The organism is Prauserella aidingensis, from assembly GCF_024171865.1.
Lineage (GTDB): Bacteria > Actinomycetota > Actinomycetes > Mycobacteriales > Pseudonocardiaceae > Prauserella > Prauserella aidingensis.
In genome coordinates, this window is the sequence record NZ_JAMTCN010000002.1 from 133,953 (window position 1) to 150,768 (window position 16,816).

The window sequence follows — 16,816 nt, forward strand, 5'->3', positions numbered from 1 at the left end:
TGGGCTCAGTCGTCCGAACCGGACGAGAGGCCCTTCGAGATCTGGTCCATGACCGAACTGTCGGCGAGCGTGGTCACGTCACCGACCTCGCGGTTCTCGGCCACGTCACGCAGCAGCCGCCGCATGATCTTTCCCGAGCGGGTCTTCGGCAGTTCCGGCACGACCATGATCTGCCGCGGCTTGGCGATCGGGCCGATCTCCTTCGCCACGTGATTCCGCAGCTCCTGGATCGCGTCGTCACCCGCCTGCGCCGCATCACCGCGCAGGATCACGAACGCCACGATGCCCTGGCCCGTCGTCGCATCGCTGGCGCCGACGACCGCGGCCTCCGCCACCGTCGGGTGCGACACGAGCGCGGACTCGACCTCCGTGGTGGAGATGCGGTGACCGGAGACGTTCATGACGTCGTCGACGCGGCCGAGCAACCAGACGTCGCCGTCGTTGTCGTACTTGGCGCCGTCGCCCGCGAAGTAGTAGCCCTGGTCGGCGAACCGCGACCAGTACGTGTCCTTGAACCGCTGGTCGTCACCCCAGATACCGCGCAGCATCGCCGGCCACGGCTTGTCGAGCACCAGGTAGCCGCCGCCACCGTTGCCGACCGGGGTGCCCGCGTCGTCGACGACCTTCGCCGAGATGCCCGGCAGCGGCTGCTGCGCGGAACCGGGCTTGGCGTGCGTGACACCGGGCAGCGGCGAGATCATGATCGCGCCGGTCTCGGTCTGCCACCACGTGTCGACGATCGGGCAGTTGCCGCCGCCGATGTTCTCGCGGAACCACATCCACGCCTCGGGGTTGATCGGCTCGCCCACGGTGCCGAGCACCCGCAGTGACGACAGGTCGTACCCGGCGGGGATCTCGCCGCCCCACTTCATGAACGTGCGGATCAGCGTCGGCGCCGTGTAGTAGATCGACACCTTGTATTTCTGGATGATCTCCCAGTGCCGCCCCTCGTGCGGGGTGTTCGGCGTGCCCTCGTAGACGACCTGCGTCGCACGGTTCGCCAGCGGGCCGTACACGATGTACGAGTGGCCGGTGACCCAGCCGATGTCGGCCGTGCACCAGTACACGTCCTCGCCCGGCTTGTGGTCGAACACGACGTTGTGCGTGTACGCCGCCTGCGTCAGGTAGCCGCCGGAGGTGTGCAGGATGCCCTTCGGCTTACCCGTCGTGCCCGACGTGTACAGGATGTACAGCGGGTGCTCGGAGTCGAACGCCTCGGGCTTGTGGTCGGCCGACTGGGCCTCGACGAGCTCGTCCCACCAGACGTCGCGGCCCTCGGTCCACGGCACGTCGCCGTCGAGGTCGCGGCCGGTGCGGCGGACCACGATGACCTTCTCGACGCTCGCTGCGCCCTCGAGTGCCTCGTCGACGTTCGCCTTCATCGGCGCCGCCTTGCCCCGGCGGTACTGCCCGTCCGAGGTGACGACGACCTTGGCCTCGGCGTCGTCGACCCGCTGCCGCAGCGCGCTCGGCGAGAACCCGCCGAACACCACGCTGTGCAGCGCGCCGATCCGGGCGCACGCCAGCATCGCGACGATCGCCTCCGGGATCATCTGCAGCTGGATCGCCACGCGGTCACCGGCGGTCACCCCGAGCGACGTCAGCGCGTTCGCGGCCTTCGAGACGTCATCCTTGAGCTGGGCGTACGTGATGTCGCGGGTGTCACCGGGTTCGCCGACCCAGTGGATGGCCGTCTGGTCACCGTGGCCAGCCTCGACGTGCCGGTCGACGCAGTTGTAGGCCACGTTCAGCTTGCCGCCGACGAACCACTTCGCGAACGGCGCGTCCGACCAGTCCACGACCTGTGTCCACGTGGTGTCCCAGTGCAGGCGCTCGGCCTGCTTCGCCCAGAACGCCTCGCGGTCGGCGTCGGCCTCCGTGTACCACTCCGCGGTCGCGTTGGCGGCCGCGGCGAATTCCGGGCTCGGAGGAAAGCTCCGGCTCTCGGTCAACAGGTTGTCGAGTGCCGGCGACTGCTCTGTCGTCATCTGCAAGGCCTCCTGGTCGTTGCTCAGGCGCGCGCGTCGTCGTGGCTGCGCCTGCCTGTGAAGTTAGTACCGCACGAGACAGGTTGCAGCGACGTAAGCCCACCCACAAGGCCCCGCGCTCGTTCCGGCGGACCTGGGCGATGAGCGGCTGACGAACGGTCGGCGCATATGCTCGCCGGGGTGTGCAAGCGACGCGGGAGGATGGCCAGTGGCCGAGAGTGAGCCGGAGCGCGAGGTGCTCACGTGGGATCTGTTCGGGACGGCGAGTCGTGAGCTCGCCAAGACGGTGGCCGACAGCGGGTTCCGGCCCGACCTGATCCTGTCGATCGCCCGCGGTGGACTGTTCGTGGCGGGCGCACTCGGGTACGCGCTCGACGTGAAGAACCTGCACGTGATGAACGTCGAGTTCTACACGGGTGTCGACGAGCGCCTGGACCTGCCCGTGATGCTGCCCCCGGTGCCGAACGCCGTCGACCTGGCCGGTGCGAAGGTGCTGGTGGCCGACGACGTCGCCGACACCGGTGCCACGCTGAAACTGGTGCGCGACTTCTGCGCCGACGAAGTGGCCGAGGTGCGGTGCGCCGTCGTGTACGAGAAGCCCGCGTCGACGGTGTCGTGCGAGTACGTGTGGCGGCGGACCGACCGCTGGATCAACTTCCCGTGGTCGACGGAGCCGCCCGTGGTGACGAGGGAAGGTCAGGTGCTGGACGCATGAGTCAGGGTGCTGCCGGGGATGGCGACCCACTCGCGCCGCTGGTCGAGCTCGACGGTGTCGCGGAGGCGGCGAAATCGGCGCAGGACGCCGTGTTCGCCGTGCATCGGTACGGCGTGAACCTGCGTGAGGGCTCGGCGACCGCCGCCGAGGCGTCGGTGCGGGCCGCGCGGGCGTCGGCGGGCGTGGAGGGTGTCGAGCCCGAGATCCCCGACGAGGGAGAGGTGCGTGACCCGGTGCTGGCGGGGGCGCTGCGCGTGGCGAAGGCGAGCGAAACGCTGCTGCCGACGTGGCGCCGCGCCCCGATGCAGGCGCTCGCCCGGATCCACGTCCTCGCCGCCGCGGACCTGACGTCGGACTCCGATGCGCTGGGCAGGCCCGACCCGGCGACCTCTCCCCGGCTCGAGTTGCTCGGACAGCTGGTCACCGGCGGGACGAAGGTGCCTGCGGCGGTGCTCACCGCCGTCGTCCACGGGGAGCTGCTGGCGCTGCAGGCGTTCGGCAGCGCCGACGGTGTGGTCGCGCGCGCGGCCGCACGGCTGACGATGGTGGCGAGCGGGCTCGACCCGAAGTCGCTCACCGTGCCCGAGGTCGCCTGTTTCCGCAGGCAGGAACGGTACGTCGAGACGGCGGCCGCGTTCGCCTCCGGTGAGCCCGACGGCGTGCGGGACTGGTTGTTGTTCTGCTGCGCGGCCTTCGAGGCCGGTGCCCGCGAAGCGCAGAGCATCGCCGACTCGGCGGCCTGAGCCGAGGTTCGAGTCACGGCCACGGGTGGGGTCGCCCGAGCCCACCCGTGGCCGGCGTGCCTGGTCAGGACGCGCGGGGCCGGATCTCGTCGAGGGCGTCGCGGACATGTCCGCCGGCGTGTTCGAGTGCGCCTGCCGCGGTCGTCACGTCGACATCGCCGAGCAGGTGCACGAGCGCCACCTTCAGGTCGCCGTCAGCGCTGGTCAGCGCCTCGTCACAGTCCTGCTCGCTCGCGCCGGTCGCCTCGCGGAGAATGCGCAACGTGCGGCCGCGCAGCTTCGCGTTGGTGGCGAGCATGCCGACCATCAGGTTCGAATAGGTGCGCCCCAGCTTGACCATCGTGGCCGTGGAGAACGCGGTCAGCACCATCTTCTGCGCGGTGCCCGCCTTCATCCGGGTCGACCCGGCCACGGCTTCGGGGCCCGTGTCGACGACGATCGACACGTCGACCTCCTCGGGTACCGGCGCGGACGGGTTGTCCGACACCAGGCCGGTCCGTGCGCCGAGCCGCTTGGCCTCTTTGAGCGCACCGAGCACGTACGGCGTCCGGCCCGACGCGGTCAAGCCGAGGACGAAGTCGCCCGCGTCGACCGACTCCGCGATCTCGGCCGCACCCGCCGACTCGTCGTCCTCGGCGTTCTCCACGGGAAGCCGCAGCGCACGTTCGCCACCCGCGTGGTGCGCGACGAACCAGTCGGCGGGAACGTTGTACGTCGGCACCAGCTCCGCCGCGTCGAGCACCGCGAGCCTGCCCGACGTGCCCGCGCCGACGTAGTGCACCCGGCTGCCCTCGCGCAGTGCCGCCACCGCGTGGTCGACCGCGACGGCCACCTCGTCCAGCACCGCCTGCACGGCACCGGCGACCTGCGAATCCTCGGTGTTGATCGCCGCCAGAATGCCGCGGGTCGACATGCGGTCGATGTCCGTCGTGCGCGGATTGCGTTGTTCGGTCGGCGACTCGACGTGCGCGATCGTCGTGACCTGCTGCGGGCCCGCGTTCGTCGTGCGGGATGCCATGTTCCTCACCGTCTCAGTTCTCACCCGGCCACTTGTCGGCCCGGTTCTCATCGGGTGCGCCGCCGCCCGTCGGGGCGGGTCCCGAGCCTGTGTGTGCCCACCGCGTCGCGCGTGGCGTCGAGAGCTTGCACGGCATCGTCCATGTGCTGCTGCGCGACGCCGATGAAGAGGCAGTCGATCACCGTGAGCTGCGCGATCCGGCTGGCTGTGGCGCCGGAACGGAACGTCGTCTCACGTGCCGCGGTGGTGAGTACGTGGTCGGCGACCTCGGCGAGCGGCGAGCGCGGAAAGTTGGTCAGCGCGACCGTCGTGGCGCCGTGTTCCTTGGCGGCGCGCAGCGCCTCGACGGTGTCGGTGGTCGCGCCGGAATGGGAGATGCCGACGGCGACGTCACCCTTGCCGAGTACCGCCGCCGAGGTCAGCATGATGTGCGTGTCGGACCAGGAGAAGCTGACGCGGCCGATGCGGTGCAGCTTCTGCTGCAGGTCCGCGGCGACGAACGCGCTCGCGCCGACGCCGTAGACGTCGACCCGTCCCGCGCCCGCCATCGCATCGACGACCTGTTGCAGCCGGTCGACGTCGAGTTGTTCGGCGGTCTCCTCGACGGCCCTGGCGTCCGTGAAGCCGATCTTGCCGACGATCGACGCGAGGTCGTCGTCGTAGGAGATGTCGCCGCCGTGGACCTGCGGCGTGCGTGCCGCCGAACGGGCCGTGTCCGCGGCGAGCGCGATGCGCAGCTGCGGGTACCCGCCCACACCGATCGCTTTGCAGAACCGGGTGACGGTCGTCTCGCTGGTGTTGGCCGCGAGTGCGACCTCGGTGATGCTGCGGCGGGAAACCGTGGTCGGGTCGTCGAGCACGACCTTGGCGACGCGCTGTTCGGCCTTCGCCAGACCCGGGAGCAGGGAGCGGATGCGGACGAGCGGGCTGCCGTCCGGGTCGCCCGAGTCCGCGGCGGTGCCCGTGACGTCCCCGGCGACCTCAGTCAACGTTTCATCACCTGCTGGATCCGTTGGAAAATTCCTTACTGCTGGCGTCTGCGACAAGGTTACCCACACCCTCCAGTCGATTGCAGCCCACGGTCGGTCCCCCGACGACCCCGGCTGCCGGACCATCGTTGCTTAGAAAGTCGCCAACCGCCTAGGCAACGTTAGGCACAGGGGCTTAACGACTTGGCAACGTCACCTGCGGCTATGTGCCGGTAGCAGAGAGCGATTCCGCACGGTTTGTACCTTTCGACGAGGTGGCGGCGATGCCTGTGCCCGGATGGGGCATCCGTTCCGCACATGCGGGCGGTGCGACCGGCCCGGCCCACACCGGCGGTTGTGAATCTGCTGGTGAATGGCCAACAATCGCCGCCGAGCGCATCGCAAGAGTGCGCCGATGCCTGCCGGCCTCCGGGTCGGATCCACCGTGGCCGATCCGGCCCGAAGAGCCTCCTCGACACCCTGGATTCCCACATCGCGGGCCCGATACGCGTGGAACACGTGTAACGCACCTCGCGTTGCGTGCGCCGCCGCTCCGGTGCACCGCCTGTCGCGCCCGTACAGCGGGGAGCCTGCGTGTCCGTACGGCGGCGGATGAGCCGCGGAATGCTTCCCCACAGGGCGGGGCGCAGCGGACCGACCTCACGCAGCGCTGAGGCGGGCCCGCGAGCAGTGGGATGGCACTGCCCGCGGACCCGCCTCAGCTGTGGCCCGAGTTGCCCGCGGTTACGAGCCGGGGTGGTGCAGCACCGGCTTCGGCCGGAGGCCGCCGGTGGACGCCGAACCCTTCTCACCGGAACCGGCCGGGTTGCCGGCGCCGCCACCGTGCGGCTTGTCGCCGTCCGACTTGCCACGTTGGGACGTGGCACCGGCGTTGCCGCCCTCGAGCTTGTCGTCCTGTGCGGGAGTACGGAACCAGGAGTTTCCGCCCGCGTTCGGCTTGGCCTTCAGTGCCTGCGACATCGAGGTCGCCCACGCCTCACGCGCGTCGTTGATCGAACCCCACTCGCGGGTCGGGTGCACCCGGTTGGTCAGCAGGATCGCCATCGACTGCGTGCGCGGGTCGATCACGAACGACGTGCCCGTGTAACCCGTGTGGCCTGCCGTGACGGGCGAGGACAGCTCGCCCATGTACCAGTCCTGGTCGAGTTCGAAGCCGAGGCCGTGGGCGTGGTCGGGGAACTCCTGATTCCGGTCGGTGAGCATGTCCCGGACGCTGCGCTCGGACAGGATGCGCTCACCGCCGTAGACGCCACCGTTCAGCAGTGCCTGCCCGAGGACACCCATGTCGCGCACGGTCGAGAAGATGCCCGCGTGACCGGCGACGCCGTCGAGCGACCAGGCGTTCTCGTCGTGCACGGCACCGCGGATCATGCCGCGGTCCGGCTCGGACTGGTACTCGGTGGCCGCGATGCGGTCACGTTTCGAGGCCGGCGGGTTGAACCCGGTGTCGGTCATACCGAGCGGGGCCGTGATGTTGTCGTGGACGTAGTGGTCGAGGCGCTTGCCGGTGAGCTTGCCGACGAGCTCGCCGAGGGTGATCAGGTTGAGATCGGAGTACTCGTACTCCGTCCCGGGCTCGTTCACCGGCTCGGCGGCGAGAACCGCACCGATGCGGGAGGTGCGGTCCGGGTAGTCCTTCCACAACGGCATCGTGGCCTCGAGCCCCGAGGTGTGGGTCAGCAGCTGCTCGACGGTGATCGAATCCTTGCCGTTCGATCCGAACGCGGGCAGGTACCGGGCGACCGGTGCCGACAACTCGACGTCGCCGCGTTCGATCAGCTGCATGACGGCGATCGAGGTGAACAGCTTCGTCACCGACGCCATGTCGAACATGGTGTTCTCGCGTACGGGCACCTGCTGGTTCGGCGGCAGTTCGTTGCCGTTGCGGTCGAAGCGCACCGCGCCTCCCGCCGAGAACTTGCCCACGACCTTGCCGTCGTGGGCGAGCAGTCCGGCGGCGCCCGAGTACATCGGGTGGCCGTCGACGGCGTCCGGCGCCGTCAAGCCCGCCAGCTGCCGCTCGGCCTTGCGGATCGGACGCGGGTCCACGCCCGCGTCCTTGGGCTTGGCCTGCGCGAGCGCGTCCGCCGTGGGCGACAGCGCGGTACGCGGGCCGTCGAACCCGTGGTCACCGGGTGTCGACGCCGCCGCGGTGGTCGTGCCTGTCAGGGCGAAGACAGCCGTCATCGCCACAATTCTGCCTCGCACGCGAGTAATCCCCCTACCGGTAGATCAAATACTGCTCCCGGTTCCGGCGGAATCCGGCGATCTCATCGGACCACGAACCGATGATCTCGTCGGTGCCTGCGCCGGCGTTCACCATCGTGCGGAGGCGATCGGAACCGAAGAGTTTGTCGATGAAGTTGTCCTCGCGCCATCCGAACAGCTCGGGGTGCACTCGTTTCGCCGTAACGATCATGGCGATGCCCGTGCGAATGGGCTCGAACGCGTGCGGGTCGGTGATGTTCAGCTGTACGCCACCGCATTGTTCGTCGGTGAATTTGCCGAACGTCGGCACGAAGTACGTTTCCCGGAACGATACACCGGGAAGGCCTTGTTCCTGGAGTGCTTCACGCCACCTCCAGTTGACGCCGGGCGCGCCCATGATCTCGAACGGGCGGGTGGTGCCCCGTCCCTCGGAGAACACCGTGCCCTCGAAAAGGCAGGTCCCGGGGTATGCGAGTGCGGTTTTCGGTGTCGGCATGTTCGGGCTCGGCGGAGTCCACACAAGATCGGTTTGCGAGAACAAACGATCGCGCTTCCAGCCGCTGATCTCGATGACGTCCAGACTGTCGAGCTTCCCGCCGTCCTCGGGCAGGAATTCGTTGTTGAACAACCGCGCGAGCTCGCCGGCCGTCATGCCGTGTTGCAGGACGATCGGCTTCAGCCCGACACCGGAACTGAATTTCGGGTCGAGCATCGGTCCGTACGCCGACCCGCCGATGGGGTTGGGCCGGTCGAGCACGACGAATTCCACTCCGACCCGCGCGGCCGCGGCCATGCCCTCGTACATCGCCCAGATGTAGGTGTAGAACCGCGATCCCACGTCGTTGATGTCGAAGACGACGGTGTCGACGCCGGACTTGCGGTACATGCGGGCGAGTTCGTCGATCGTGGCGCCGTACGCGTCGTAGACGGGCACGCCGGTCCGCGGATCCTTGTAGTCGCCTTCCGACCCGCCCGCCTGGGCACTGCCCCGGAAACCGTGCTCGGGGCCGAACGCGGCGACCGGGCGGATGCCGGCCTCGATCAGCGAATCGACGATGTGGTCGCCGCTCTTCAGGACACCGGTCGGGTTGGACAGGATGCCCACCTTGCGGTCGGCGAGGCGTTTCCAGCCCTCGTCGGCGAGGAGGTCGGCCCCGGGCCGGACGGCCCGCCCCGGTTCGGGGCCGGACCGCCCGGACGCGCCGTCGGGCGAGGCGCCGGGCAGTGGGGCAGCGGACGCGAGCTGCGAACCGGAGGTGAGCAGCGGTGTCGCGAGCGCGGTCGCGCCCAGGAACGTGCGGCGGTTCAAAGGCATGTCATCACCAGGTCAGACCGTGGCCGAAGGGGTAAAGGGTCGTGTCGGGGTCGTCGCCCGCCGGAATCGTCACCGGCAACGTGCCCTGCGGGGCCTGCTGGCCGAGCAGCACCTTCGCGAGTGAAGTCATGGAGACGTCCCGCCAGTCGTACGTGGCGAGCCATGTCGGGACGTCGACGTAGCCGGGGTCGTAGGGCTCCTGGACCGAGACTGCCACGACGTTCGCGTCCGTCGCCAACAACTCGTGCAGCAGGTCACGTTGTGCGGCGTCGCCCGCGAGGCCGTTCGTGAGGACGACGACGGTGTCGGCGTCACCCGCTGCGTTCACCGCACGCCGGATCGTCGCCTCGTCGGGTTCGGCGCCCGTCGGAAGGGCCGTCGCGGAATCACCGAGCTTCGCCGCGAGCGACTCGACGGGCCGGGCCGGATAACCCGGGTAGTCGAGGTTGTTCCAGCCGGTCACCAGGGTCTTGCCCTGGCCGGACAGCGGCAGGACCCGGTCGTCGTTGCTCAGCAGCGTCGCGGCCTTGTCGGTGGCGGCCTGCACGGTGGCGCGGTTGTCCGGCGTGCCGACCTTCTTGTCCACGGCTCCGATGTTGGCCATCGGTGCTTCGGGGATCCCGCGCTTCTGCTTCAGCTCGAGAATGCGGAGCACGCTCTCGTCGATGCGCTCCTCGGTGATGCGCCCGCTCTTCACCGCGTCCAGTACGCCGTCGACGGCGACGTCGAGGTCCGGCGGCATCAGCATCTGGTCGACCCCCGCTTCGAGGGCGAGCACCGGAATCTCACGGTCCGAGTGCATCTCGCGCACGCCCTGCATCCCCAGCGAATCAGTGACGACGACGCCGTCGTAGCCGAGTTCTTCGCGCAGCAGGCCGGTCATGATCGGTTTCGACAGGGTGGCCGGCCGGCCCGACGGGTCGAGGTTGGGAAAGCGGATGTGGGCGGTCATGATCGAGTCGATGCCCGCGTCGATGGCGGCCTCGAAGGGCGGCAGATCGATCTCACGCCATTCCTGTTCGGTGCGGTCGATCGTGGGCAGGCTCGTGTGGCTGTCGGTCGCGGCGTCGCCGTGGCCGGGGAAGTGTTTCGCAGAGCTCGAGACCGTCGCGGTGTTGCTGTCCGAGTCCTGGTAGCCGTGGATCTGCGCGCCGACGAATTCGCTTGCGACCTGCGGGTCGGCCGAGAACGACCGCGAGCCGATGATCGGGTTCGCCGGGTTGGAGTTGACGTCGGCGACGGGTGCGAAGTCCTGGGTGATGCCCATGGCGCGCAGTTCGGAGCCGGTCACGGCGGCCGTCGACTTCGCGGCCTCGGAATCGCGGCCTGCGCCGAGGGCCATCGCACTCGGCTGTTCCGTCGCGGGCTCGCCCACGCGGGTCACCCGGCCGCCCTCCTGATCGACGGCCACGATCAGCGGCACGCCGGCACCGGTCGAGTGGGCCGCTCGCTGGAGTCCGTTGGACAGCTTCGCGACCTGTTTCGGACGCTCGATGTTGTCCGTGCCGCCGTGGTTGAAGTAGATGACGCCGCCCGGCTGGTACTTGCGCACGACGTCGGACGGCGTGTCCACGCCGTACTTCTCCTGGTTGCCGGCGTGCTTCTCGTTCGGCGCCTGCCCCCAGACGTCAGCGACGAACAGCTGCCCCACCTTCTGTTCGAGCGTCATGTCGCGCAGTGTGCGTTCGGCCCAGTCCGCCTTGCTCTCCGCGCCGGACCGCGTCGGAGAGTTCGTGGACACGTCGGCGCCTGCGGCCGATGCGCCGACACCGCCGGTCACGACGAGCAGTCCGGTGAGCGTCGCAGCGGCATAGCTGTTCCTCCTGCGCCGGGAAGCAGGCTTTGTCACGAAATCCCTCCAGTGAGCGTGTGGATGTGAGAAATCCACGAATGCGTCAGCACCGGAAAGTTAGGCGAGCGCGGTAGGCCCGTCAATGGACGAACGTCGCGGATCGGTACGAGTGGGCCCTTCGCTCCGGAAAACGACATGAAGGGTCCACTCGTGGGTTCCGATGGGTGAGGGGGATGCACCGTTTCGCGGAGCGATTCGGGCTCACGGAAGGGTGACGGGCCCCCCATGTCGCGCTGCTGCCGTCCGCCGCGCACACAGGCGGGGCCCGCCGACGATGTCGACGGGCCCCGCCTCGCGCGAGCAACTGGGCGACCAAGCTGCAACGTGTGTCGCATCTTTTGGGGTACTAGGCGTCCGGCGTCCCGGTGACGCAGTCCCACGGCGACGAAGCCTTACGCGGCGTGCCCAGCGTGGGTACCCGGTACTCGCGCACGGAGATCGATCGGGGTGGATCGGGCTCATCCTCGCCGGATCCCTGGCCGGTTCGACGTCCGCACCTCCAGTTGTACTCAGTGATACAGATCACTTCAAGGGGTTGTTCGGGTGCACCGGTACAGATTGTGTCGGTACGTGCGCGCGACGTGCGTTTCCCTGGTGTGCCAGGAAAGTCAGCCGCCGGATGGGTGTTGACGCCCCACCTGCCGTCGTCGCGATGTGTGTCGTCGACGCGGGTCGCGGGGTCACGCCTCGCGTGTGCCCGGCCGTCGCCACATCCCGTAGGCGGTGATCCCGGCGACGGCGGCGATTCCCAGCCCGAGACCGAGCCCCGTGAGCACGTCGGCCCGCGCGGGCATCCGCGAGCGGATCGTCACCGGCTTGTCGAAGATGTGGATCTCCCAGGCGCGTTCCGTGGCGATCCGGCGGAGCGTGCGGTCGGGGTTGACGGCGTGCGGGTGTCCGACGGTCTCCAGCAGGGGAACGTCGGTGCTCGAATCGCTGTAGGCGTGGCAGTGGGCGAGGTCGTAGCCGTGTTCGGCGGCGAGCCGGCGTGCCGCGACGGCCTTCTGTTCGCCGTAACAGTAGAAGTCGATCTCGCCCGAGTAATGGCCGTCCACGATGCCCATTCGGGTACCGACGCTCCGGTCGGCGCCGAGCATCTCCGCGATCGGCGTGACCACCTCCTCGCCCGCGGCGGACAGCACGATCACGTCGTGTCCTTGCGCCTGGTGGGCGGCGATGAGTGCCTCGGCCTCGGCGTAGACGAGCGGTGTCACGACGTCGTGCAGCGCCTCCGCCACGACCGTTCGGAGCTGGGCCACGTCCCAGCCCCGGCACAACGCCGATATTTCGGCACGCAGGCGTTCGGTGCGGCCCTCGTCCGCACCGGACAACGAGAAGACGAGTTGCGCGTAGGCGCTCTTCACGGCGGTGCGGCGACTGATCATTCCTTCGCGCATGAGCGGTCGTCCGAACGCGAGTGCGCTCGACGAGGCGATGATCGTCTTGTCGAGGTCGAAGAATGCCGCGACGCCGCGGTTCGGAGAGCTCCCGGAGTCGGCCACGGGCCAACGATAGGTGATCGACACGGGCGCAGGAGACGCCGGACGACCGTTGCCGCCGTTCCGGTCGCCCGCGCCGTTCTCCGCGACCCTTCTGTTATCGAATTGCCTGTTCAGAACGGGTTTCGAACAGGTACGTGGAGCTACCCTGAAAGTAGTCCGGTGTCGCTCCCGGATGCGGCTCGGCTCACCCCCGGCCGAGCCCGGGCGGTCCCCGTTTCCCTCCCCCTGGCGGGGACCGCCTCCTCGAATTCTCCGCCGCTCCGTCCGCGGCTACCGCCGAGTTATCCACAACGACCCGGTTATCCACAGGTTCGCGGGTTTCCTCTTTCCGGCGTCGCGGCCGCAGGTGAATCTGGATGCGCAACCGAGAATGCATGCGTGGGGGAGTGATGGAACGGACTGTGGAGCGGCCGTCGCAACGCGGGGTCGCCGGAAGTGTCTCGGGGAACGCCGTCGCGGGGCGGGCCGGCGGGAGTGCCGCAGCCACCGAGCGCGTGACCGGCACCGACGGGCGGCCACTCGTCGTGGCGCGCGAAGGCCGCGTTCTGGACGAGATCCGTCGGCACGCCGCGGCGGTCGACTGCGACGTCGTCACGGTGGCCGACCTCGACGAGGCGGCACCGTACTGGCACGGCGCACCGTTCGTGCTCGTCGACGAAGAGGTGGCACCCGGTACGCGGGTACGCCCACGTCGTGGCGACGTCGTCCTGGTGTGCGGCGGCAAGCCCCCGCACAGCGTGTGGCGTCGAGCCGTGGTGTTGGGTGCGCGGGAGGTCGTGACGCTGCCCGACACGGACGGGGTGCTGCTCACCTCGTTGGCCGACGTCGTCGAACAGCCGAGCACGGACCGCGGCCGCGTCGTCGCCGTGGTGGGCGGACGTGGCGGAGCCGGTGCCTCGCTGCTGGCCGCGGCCGTGGCGGTCGGAGCGGCCCGCGCAGGTGACCGGCCGGTGCTGCTCGACTGCGATCCCCTTGGCGGCGGCATCGATCTGGTGCTGGGCGCGGAACTGCAGGACGGCGTTCGATGGCCGGACGTGCAGGTGCAGGGCGGCCGGGTGTCGATCTCCGCGCTGGACGCGGCGCTGCCGGTGGCGGGACCACCCGACGGTCCCGTGGCGATGCTCTCGTGCGACCGCGACGGCACGGGGCCCGCTCCGGAAACCGTCGAGGCGGTGCTCCGTGCAGGAGTGCGTGCCGGACGGACCGTGGTCTGCGATCTGCCACGTGATCCGGGGCCGTGCGGACAGCGGGTGCTCACTGCTGCGGATCTCGTCGTCCTGGTGGTGCCCGCCGAGCTGCGCGCGTGTGTTGCGGCGTCCCGCGTACTCGACCGGTTCGGGGACGCCCGTTCGCGTACCCGGGTGCTCGTCCGTGGTCCGTCGCCGGACGGGCTGAGCGCCCGCGACGTCGCCGGCAGCGTAGGTGCGGCGCTGCTGGGGTGGCTGCCCGTCGACCGTCGTGTCGCGAGGTCCGTCGAGCGAGGCTCGTTCGACCCACGTCGCCGCGGGCCGCTCGGCACGGCAGCGCGCACCGTGCTCGGCGAGTTGGCCGCCTGATCCGCGGAATCGGATCGAGTCACAAGCGCCACGACCGTCGATAACGGCCGGTTCGACTCGGAATCCGGTCACTGCTGTCCGATCGCCTTTCCCCTGGGGGAGCACATGAGAACCACTACTGTCCACTCCGGACAGCACGATGAAGTTCGGTCCGAGGACGCTCGGCTGGTGGAGCGGGTTCGGCAACGGCTCGCGAACACCGGGTCGGCGCCCGATCCGCAATCGGTGGCCGAAGCCGTCCGCGCGGAAACCTCCGGTGTCGCGGGACATCTGGACGTCCTGGATGCGTTGCGACTGCTGCGGCACGAATTCGTCGGTGCCGGCCCGTTGGAACCGTTGCTCGACGATCCGGGCGTGACCGACGTGCTGGTGACCGCTCCCGACGAGGTGTGGGTCGACGGCTCGGGCGGGCTACGCCGCACCGACGTGACCTTCGCCGACGAGGAGGCCGTCCGCAGACTCGCCCAGCGGCTCGCGCTCGCGGCAGGCAGGCGACTCGACGATGCGCAGCCGTTCGTCGACGGCTGGCTGCCCGGAGCAGGGCCGCACGGCCGGGTCCGTATGCATGCGGTGCTGCCGCCCGTGGCGGCCGGCGGTACGTGTCTGTCCCTGCGGGTGCTGCGCCCCGCGGCGCACGATCTGCGCGCACTGCGGAGGCTCGGCACCGTCGACGAGTCCGGTTTCGCGGTGCTCGAGGCGGTGGTCTCGGCACGGTTGGCGTTTCTGATCAGCGGAGCAACGGGCTCGGGGAAGACGACGATGCTCGCGGCCTTGCTGGGCGCGGTCTCGCCGAAGGAACGCATCGTCAGTGTGGAGGACGCAGCGGAGATCCAGCCGTCGCATCCGCAGGTCGTTCAGCTCGTCGCGAGACCGGCCAACGTCGAGGGCGCCGGTGAAGTGACACTGCGCGACCTCGTGCGGGAGGCCTTGCGGATGCGGCCGGACCGGCTGGTGGTCGGCGAGGTGCGGGGCCGTGAGGTCTGCGAGTTGCTGAACGCGCTCAACACGGGTCACGACGGTGGCGCCGGCACGTTGCACGCCAACTCACCGAGTGAGGTGCCCGCCCGGCTCGAAGCGTTGGCCGCACTCGGCGGACTGTCCCGTTCCGCGTTGCACAGCCAGCTCGCGGCCGCGGTCCAGGTCGTGCTGCACATGGAGCGTGCCGACGGCAGGCGGCGGCTCACCGAGATCGGCGTCGTCCGGCGGTCCGCGGACGGAGTGGAGGTGCGACCCGTCTCGACGGCCACTGGCCCCACCGACGACCACGAACTGCTCGCGGCCCTGTTGCGTGACCGGGGTGTGGAACCGCCATGGTGACTGCGACGCACGCGGCACCCGCCATGGCGGCGGTGGGCGTGGCCCTGCTGCTCTGGCCACAGCGGCGTAGCGGACGGCGGCTGCGGCACCTCGCCGGTCGGGTGACGGCCGCGGAATCGACACGGCGCCTGCGGCCGTCGTCGCGGTGCTGGAGAGTCCTCGCTGTCGCGGGCTCGGTTGCGGTGCTGTCGGGCCTGGTGGTGGCGGGCCCCGGGGTGGTGCTGGCCGCCGGATGTATCGCGGCGGCGGTGCTCGTACAGGTTCGTGCTCGCAGGAGGGTGCGGCGCGGCGTCGCCGCCCTGGCCGGCCTCGCGGAAGCGCTACGTGCGATGGCCGGTGACCTCCGATCCGGCGCGCACCCCGCGACGGCCGCGGAATCGGCGGCACACGACGCATCACCCGACATCGCCCCGGTGTTCCGTGCCATCGCGGCCTCGGTACGGCTCGGTGGGAATCCGGACGCGGGCCTCGCCGGCATGCCCTCCGGTACGGGCTCACTCCCCTTCGGAGTCCTGGAACGCGTGACGACCGCGTGGTCGCTGGCACGCAGGCACGGGCTCGCGCTGGCCGACATCGTCGACGCGGTTCACCGGGACGTGGCCACGCGGGCTCGGCTGGCGGGCACGCTCGACGCGCGCATGGCGGGGCCGCGGGCAAGCGCACTGATCCTCGCGGGACTGCCCGTGCTCGGTGTGCTGCTCGGCGAGGCGATGGGCGCGGCACCGCTCGCCGTGCTGTTCACGACGGCCCCGGGGCAGGTGCTGCTCGCCGTGGGCTCGGGGCTGTTGCTCGGTGGCGTGGCCTGGACGTCGGCGATCACCGGAAGGGTGCTGCCCCGATGAGCCCGCTGGTACCTGCGCTGCTCGCCGCCGTGTTCTGGCTGACACCCGCGCCGTCGGCCGTCCGGTTGCGCGCGCTGCTGCCGCCGAGGAGGGAGTCGGCGGGACGGTCGTGGCTGCGGCGGTGTCTCGGGCCGGCTGGCGGACTGTCCGAACGCGCGCTCGCCGTCCTCGCGGGCGGAGCGGCAGGGACGCTCGTCGCCGCCGCGGGGTCGATGCTCGCGGCGCCGGTGGCCGGTGTCGGCACCTGGTGGGGAGTCCGTCGACTGCGTACCCGCGGCGCTCGTGTGGAACCGGACCCGCTGCGCATGGCTGCGACCGGCGATCTCCTCGCGGCATGCCTGCGATCGGGAATGCCGGTGTCCACCGGGGTGCACGCGGTCGCGCCGACCGCCGAACCCGCCGCAGCGGCCGCGTTGCATACCTCCGCGGGCCTGCTGGCGTTGGGTGCCGAACCACGAGAGGCCTGGCAGCCCGCTCGGGAGTGTCCCGCGACGGCCGAACTCGCCCGCGCCGCGTGCCGCACCGCCCGCTCGGGCAGCGCATTGGCCGGGGTGGCCGAAGACATGGCCCACCGGGCACGGGACGCAGTCGCCGACACCGCAGAGGCGCGGGCCCAACGCGCAGGCGTGCTGGTGACGGGCCCACTCGGATTGTGTTTCCTGCCCGCGTTCCTGTGCCTCGGCATCGCGCCGGTGGTGATCGGGCTCGCGACCGAACTGCTGATGTGAATCCGTGGAGAAAACCGAGGGCGCCCGGTGTGTGCCGGTGTCC

13 protein-coding genes are annotated in these 16,816 nt (G+C 70.1%); 6 read left to right on the forward strand and 7 right to left on the reverse strand.

The genetic code is table 11. The annotated features are described in order from the left end of the window. Positions 1-5 precede the first annotated feature (5 nt). Positions 6-1,988 carry an acetate--CoA ligase gene (gene acs / locus LY13_RS02670; RefSeq protein WP_253826521.1) on the reverse strand — a complete coding sequence of 661 codons (1,983 nt, stop codon included), beginning with the start codon at positions 1,986-1,988 and terminating at the stop codon, positions 6-8. Between the two features lie 208 nt (positions 1,989-2,196). Here acs and LY13_RS02675 point away from each other — a divergent pair, with 208 nt between their 5' ends. Together LY13_RS02675 and LY13_RS02680 are read left to right on the forward strand one after the other, a co-directional pair. Then, positions 2,197-2,703, forward strand: a complete 507-nt coding sequence (locus LY13_RS02675) for a phosphoribosyltransferase (RefSeq protein ID WP_253826522.1) — start codon at positions 2,197-2,199, stop codon at positions 2,701-2,703. Beyond that, on the forward strand, positions 2,700-3,446 hold the full coding sequence (locus LY13_RS02680) for a Fic family protein (protein WP_253826523.1): 747 nt from the start codon (positions 2,700-2,702) through the stop codon (positions 3,444-3,446). The genes LY13_RS02675 and LY13_RS02680 overlap by 4 nt, the downstream gene beginning before the upstream one ends. A gap of 64 nt (positions 3,447-3,510) precedes the next feature. Here the strand turns inward: LY13_RS02680 and murQ are convergent, their stop codons facing one another. The 6 genes from murQ to LY13_RS02710 form a co-directional block, all read right to left on the reverse strand. After that, complete coding sequence (gene murQ / locus LY13_RS02685) at positions 3,511-4,464, reverse strand: N-acetylmuramic acid 6-phosphate etherase (protein ID WP_253826524.1); 954 nt, start codon at positions 4,462-4,464, stop codon at positions 3,511-3,513. A 47-nt stretch (positions 4,465-4,511) separates the two neighbouring features. Further along, entirely contained in the window at positions 4,512-5,453 is a 942-nt protein-coding gene (locus LY13_RS02690; RefSeq protein WP_253826525.1) for a MurR/RpiR family transcriptional regulator, read from the reverse strand. Positions 5,454-6,176: 723 nt separating this feature from the next. After that, positions 6,177-7,640 carry a serine hydrolase domain-containing protein gene (locus LY13_RS02695; RefSeq protein WP_253826526.1) on the reverse strand — a complete coding sequence of 488 codons (1,464 nt, stop codon included), beginning with the start codon at positions 7,638-7,640 and terminating at the stop codon, positions 6,177-6,179. Positions 7,641-7,674: 34 nt separating this feature from the next. Beyond that, positions 7,675-8,976: an exo-beta-N-acetylmuramidase NamZ family protein gene (locus LY13_RS02700; protein ID WP_253826527.1), complete on the reverse strand. Its 1,302-nt coding sequence runs from the start codon at positions 8,974-8,976 to the stop codon at positions 7,675-7,677. A 4-nt stretch (positions 8,977-8,980) separates the two neighbouring features. Next, a complete protein-coding gene (locus LY13_RS02705; RefSeq protein WP_253826528.1) occupies positions 8,981-10,825 on the reverse strand; it encodes a glycoside hydrolase family 3 protein in 1,845 nt (614 codons plus the stop codon). Between the two features lie 683 nt (positions 10,826-11,508). Beyond that, entirely contained in the window at positions 11,509-12,330 is an 822-nt protein-coding gene (locus LY13_RS02710; protein WP_253826529.1) for an HAD family hydrolase, read from the reverse strand. A gap of 389 nt (positions 12,331-12,719) precedes the next feature. Between LY13_RS02710 and ssd the strand changes: the two genes are divergently transcribed. The 4 genes from ssd to LY13_RS02730 all read left to right on the forward strand — a co-directional run bounded on the left by ssd (position 12,720) and on the right by LY13_RS02730 (position 16,773). Then, complete coding sequence (ssd, locus tag LY13_RS02715; RefSeq protein WP_253826530.1) at positions 12,720-13,886, forward strand: septum site-determining protein Ssd; 1,167 nt, start codon at positions 12,720-12,722, stop codon at positions 13,884-13,886. Between the two features lie 105 nt (positions 13,887-13,991). Continuing rightward, positions 13,992-15,203, forward strand: coding sequence for a TadA family conjugal transfer-associated ATPase (locus LY13_RS02720; protein WP_253826531.1), 1,212 nt, complete (start codon positions 13,992-13,994; stop codon positions 15,201-15,203). Then, positions 15,197-16,045 (forward strand): type II secretion system F family protein, encoded by an 849-nt coding sequence (locus LY13_RS02725; protein ID WP_253826532.1) that lies wholly within the window; start codon positions 15,197-15,199, stop codon positions 16,043-16,045. The genes LY13_RS02720 and LY13_RS02725 overlap by 7 nt, the downstream gene beginning before the upstream one ends. Further along, complete coding sequence (locus LY13_RS02730; RefSeq protein ID WP_253826533.1) at positions 16,042-16,773, forward strand: type II secretion system F family protein; 732 nt, start codon at positions 16,042-16,044, stop codon at positions 16,771-16,773. The genes LY13_RS02725 and LY13_RS02730 overlap by 4 nt, the downstream gene beginning before the upstream one ends. Positions 16,774-16,816 lie beyond the last annotated feature (43 nt).

What these genes read in the sequence shown, in the direction of transcription:
- acs (WP_253826521.1), bottom strand. Translation starts at nt 1,988, where the DNA reads ATGACGACAGAGCAGTCGCCGGCACTCGACAACCTGTTGACCGAGAGC.
- LY13_RS02680 (WP_253826523.1), top strand. Translation starts at nt 2,700, where the DNA reads ATGAGTCAGGGTGCTGCCGGGGATGGCGACCCACTCGCGCCGCTGGTC.
- murQ (WP_253826524.1), bottom strand. Translation starts at nt 4,464, where the DNA reads ATGGCATCCCGCACGACGAACGCGGGCCCGCAGCAGGTCACGACGATC.
- LY13_RS02695 (WP_253826526.1), bottom strand. Translation starts at nt 7,640, where the DNA reads ATGACGGCTGTCTTCGCCCTGACAGGCACGACCACCGCGGCGGCGTCG.
- LY13_RS02700 (WP_253826527.1), bottom strand. Translation starts at nt 8,976, where the DNA reads ATGCCTTTGAACCGCCGCACGTTCCTGGGCGCGACCGCGCTCGCGACA.
- ssd (WP_253826530.1), top strand. Translation starts at nt 12,720, where the DNA reads ATGGAACGGACTGTGGAGCGGCCGTCGCAACGCGGGGTCGCCGGAAGT.
- LY13_RS02720 (WP_253826531.1), top strand. Translation starts at nt 13,992, where the DNA reads ATGAGAACCACTACTGTCCACTCCGGACAGCACGATGAAGTTCGGTCC.
- LY13_RS02725 (WP_253826532.1), top strand. Translation starts at nt 15,197, where the DNA reads ATGGTGACTGCGACGCACGCGGCACCCGCCATGGCGGCGGTGGGCGTG.
- LY13_RS02730 (WP_253826533.1), top strand. Translation starts at nt 16,042, where the DNA reads ATGAGCCCGCTGGTACCTGCGCTGCTCGCCGCCGTGTTCTGGCTGACA.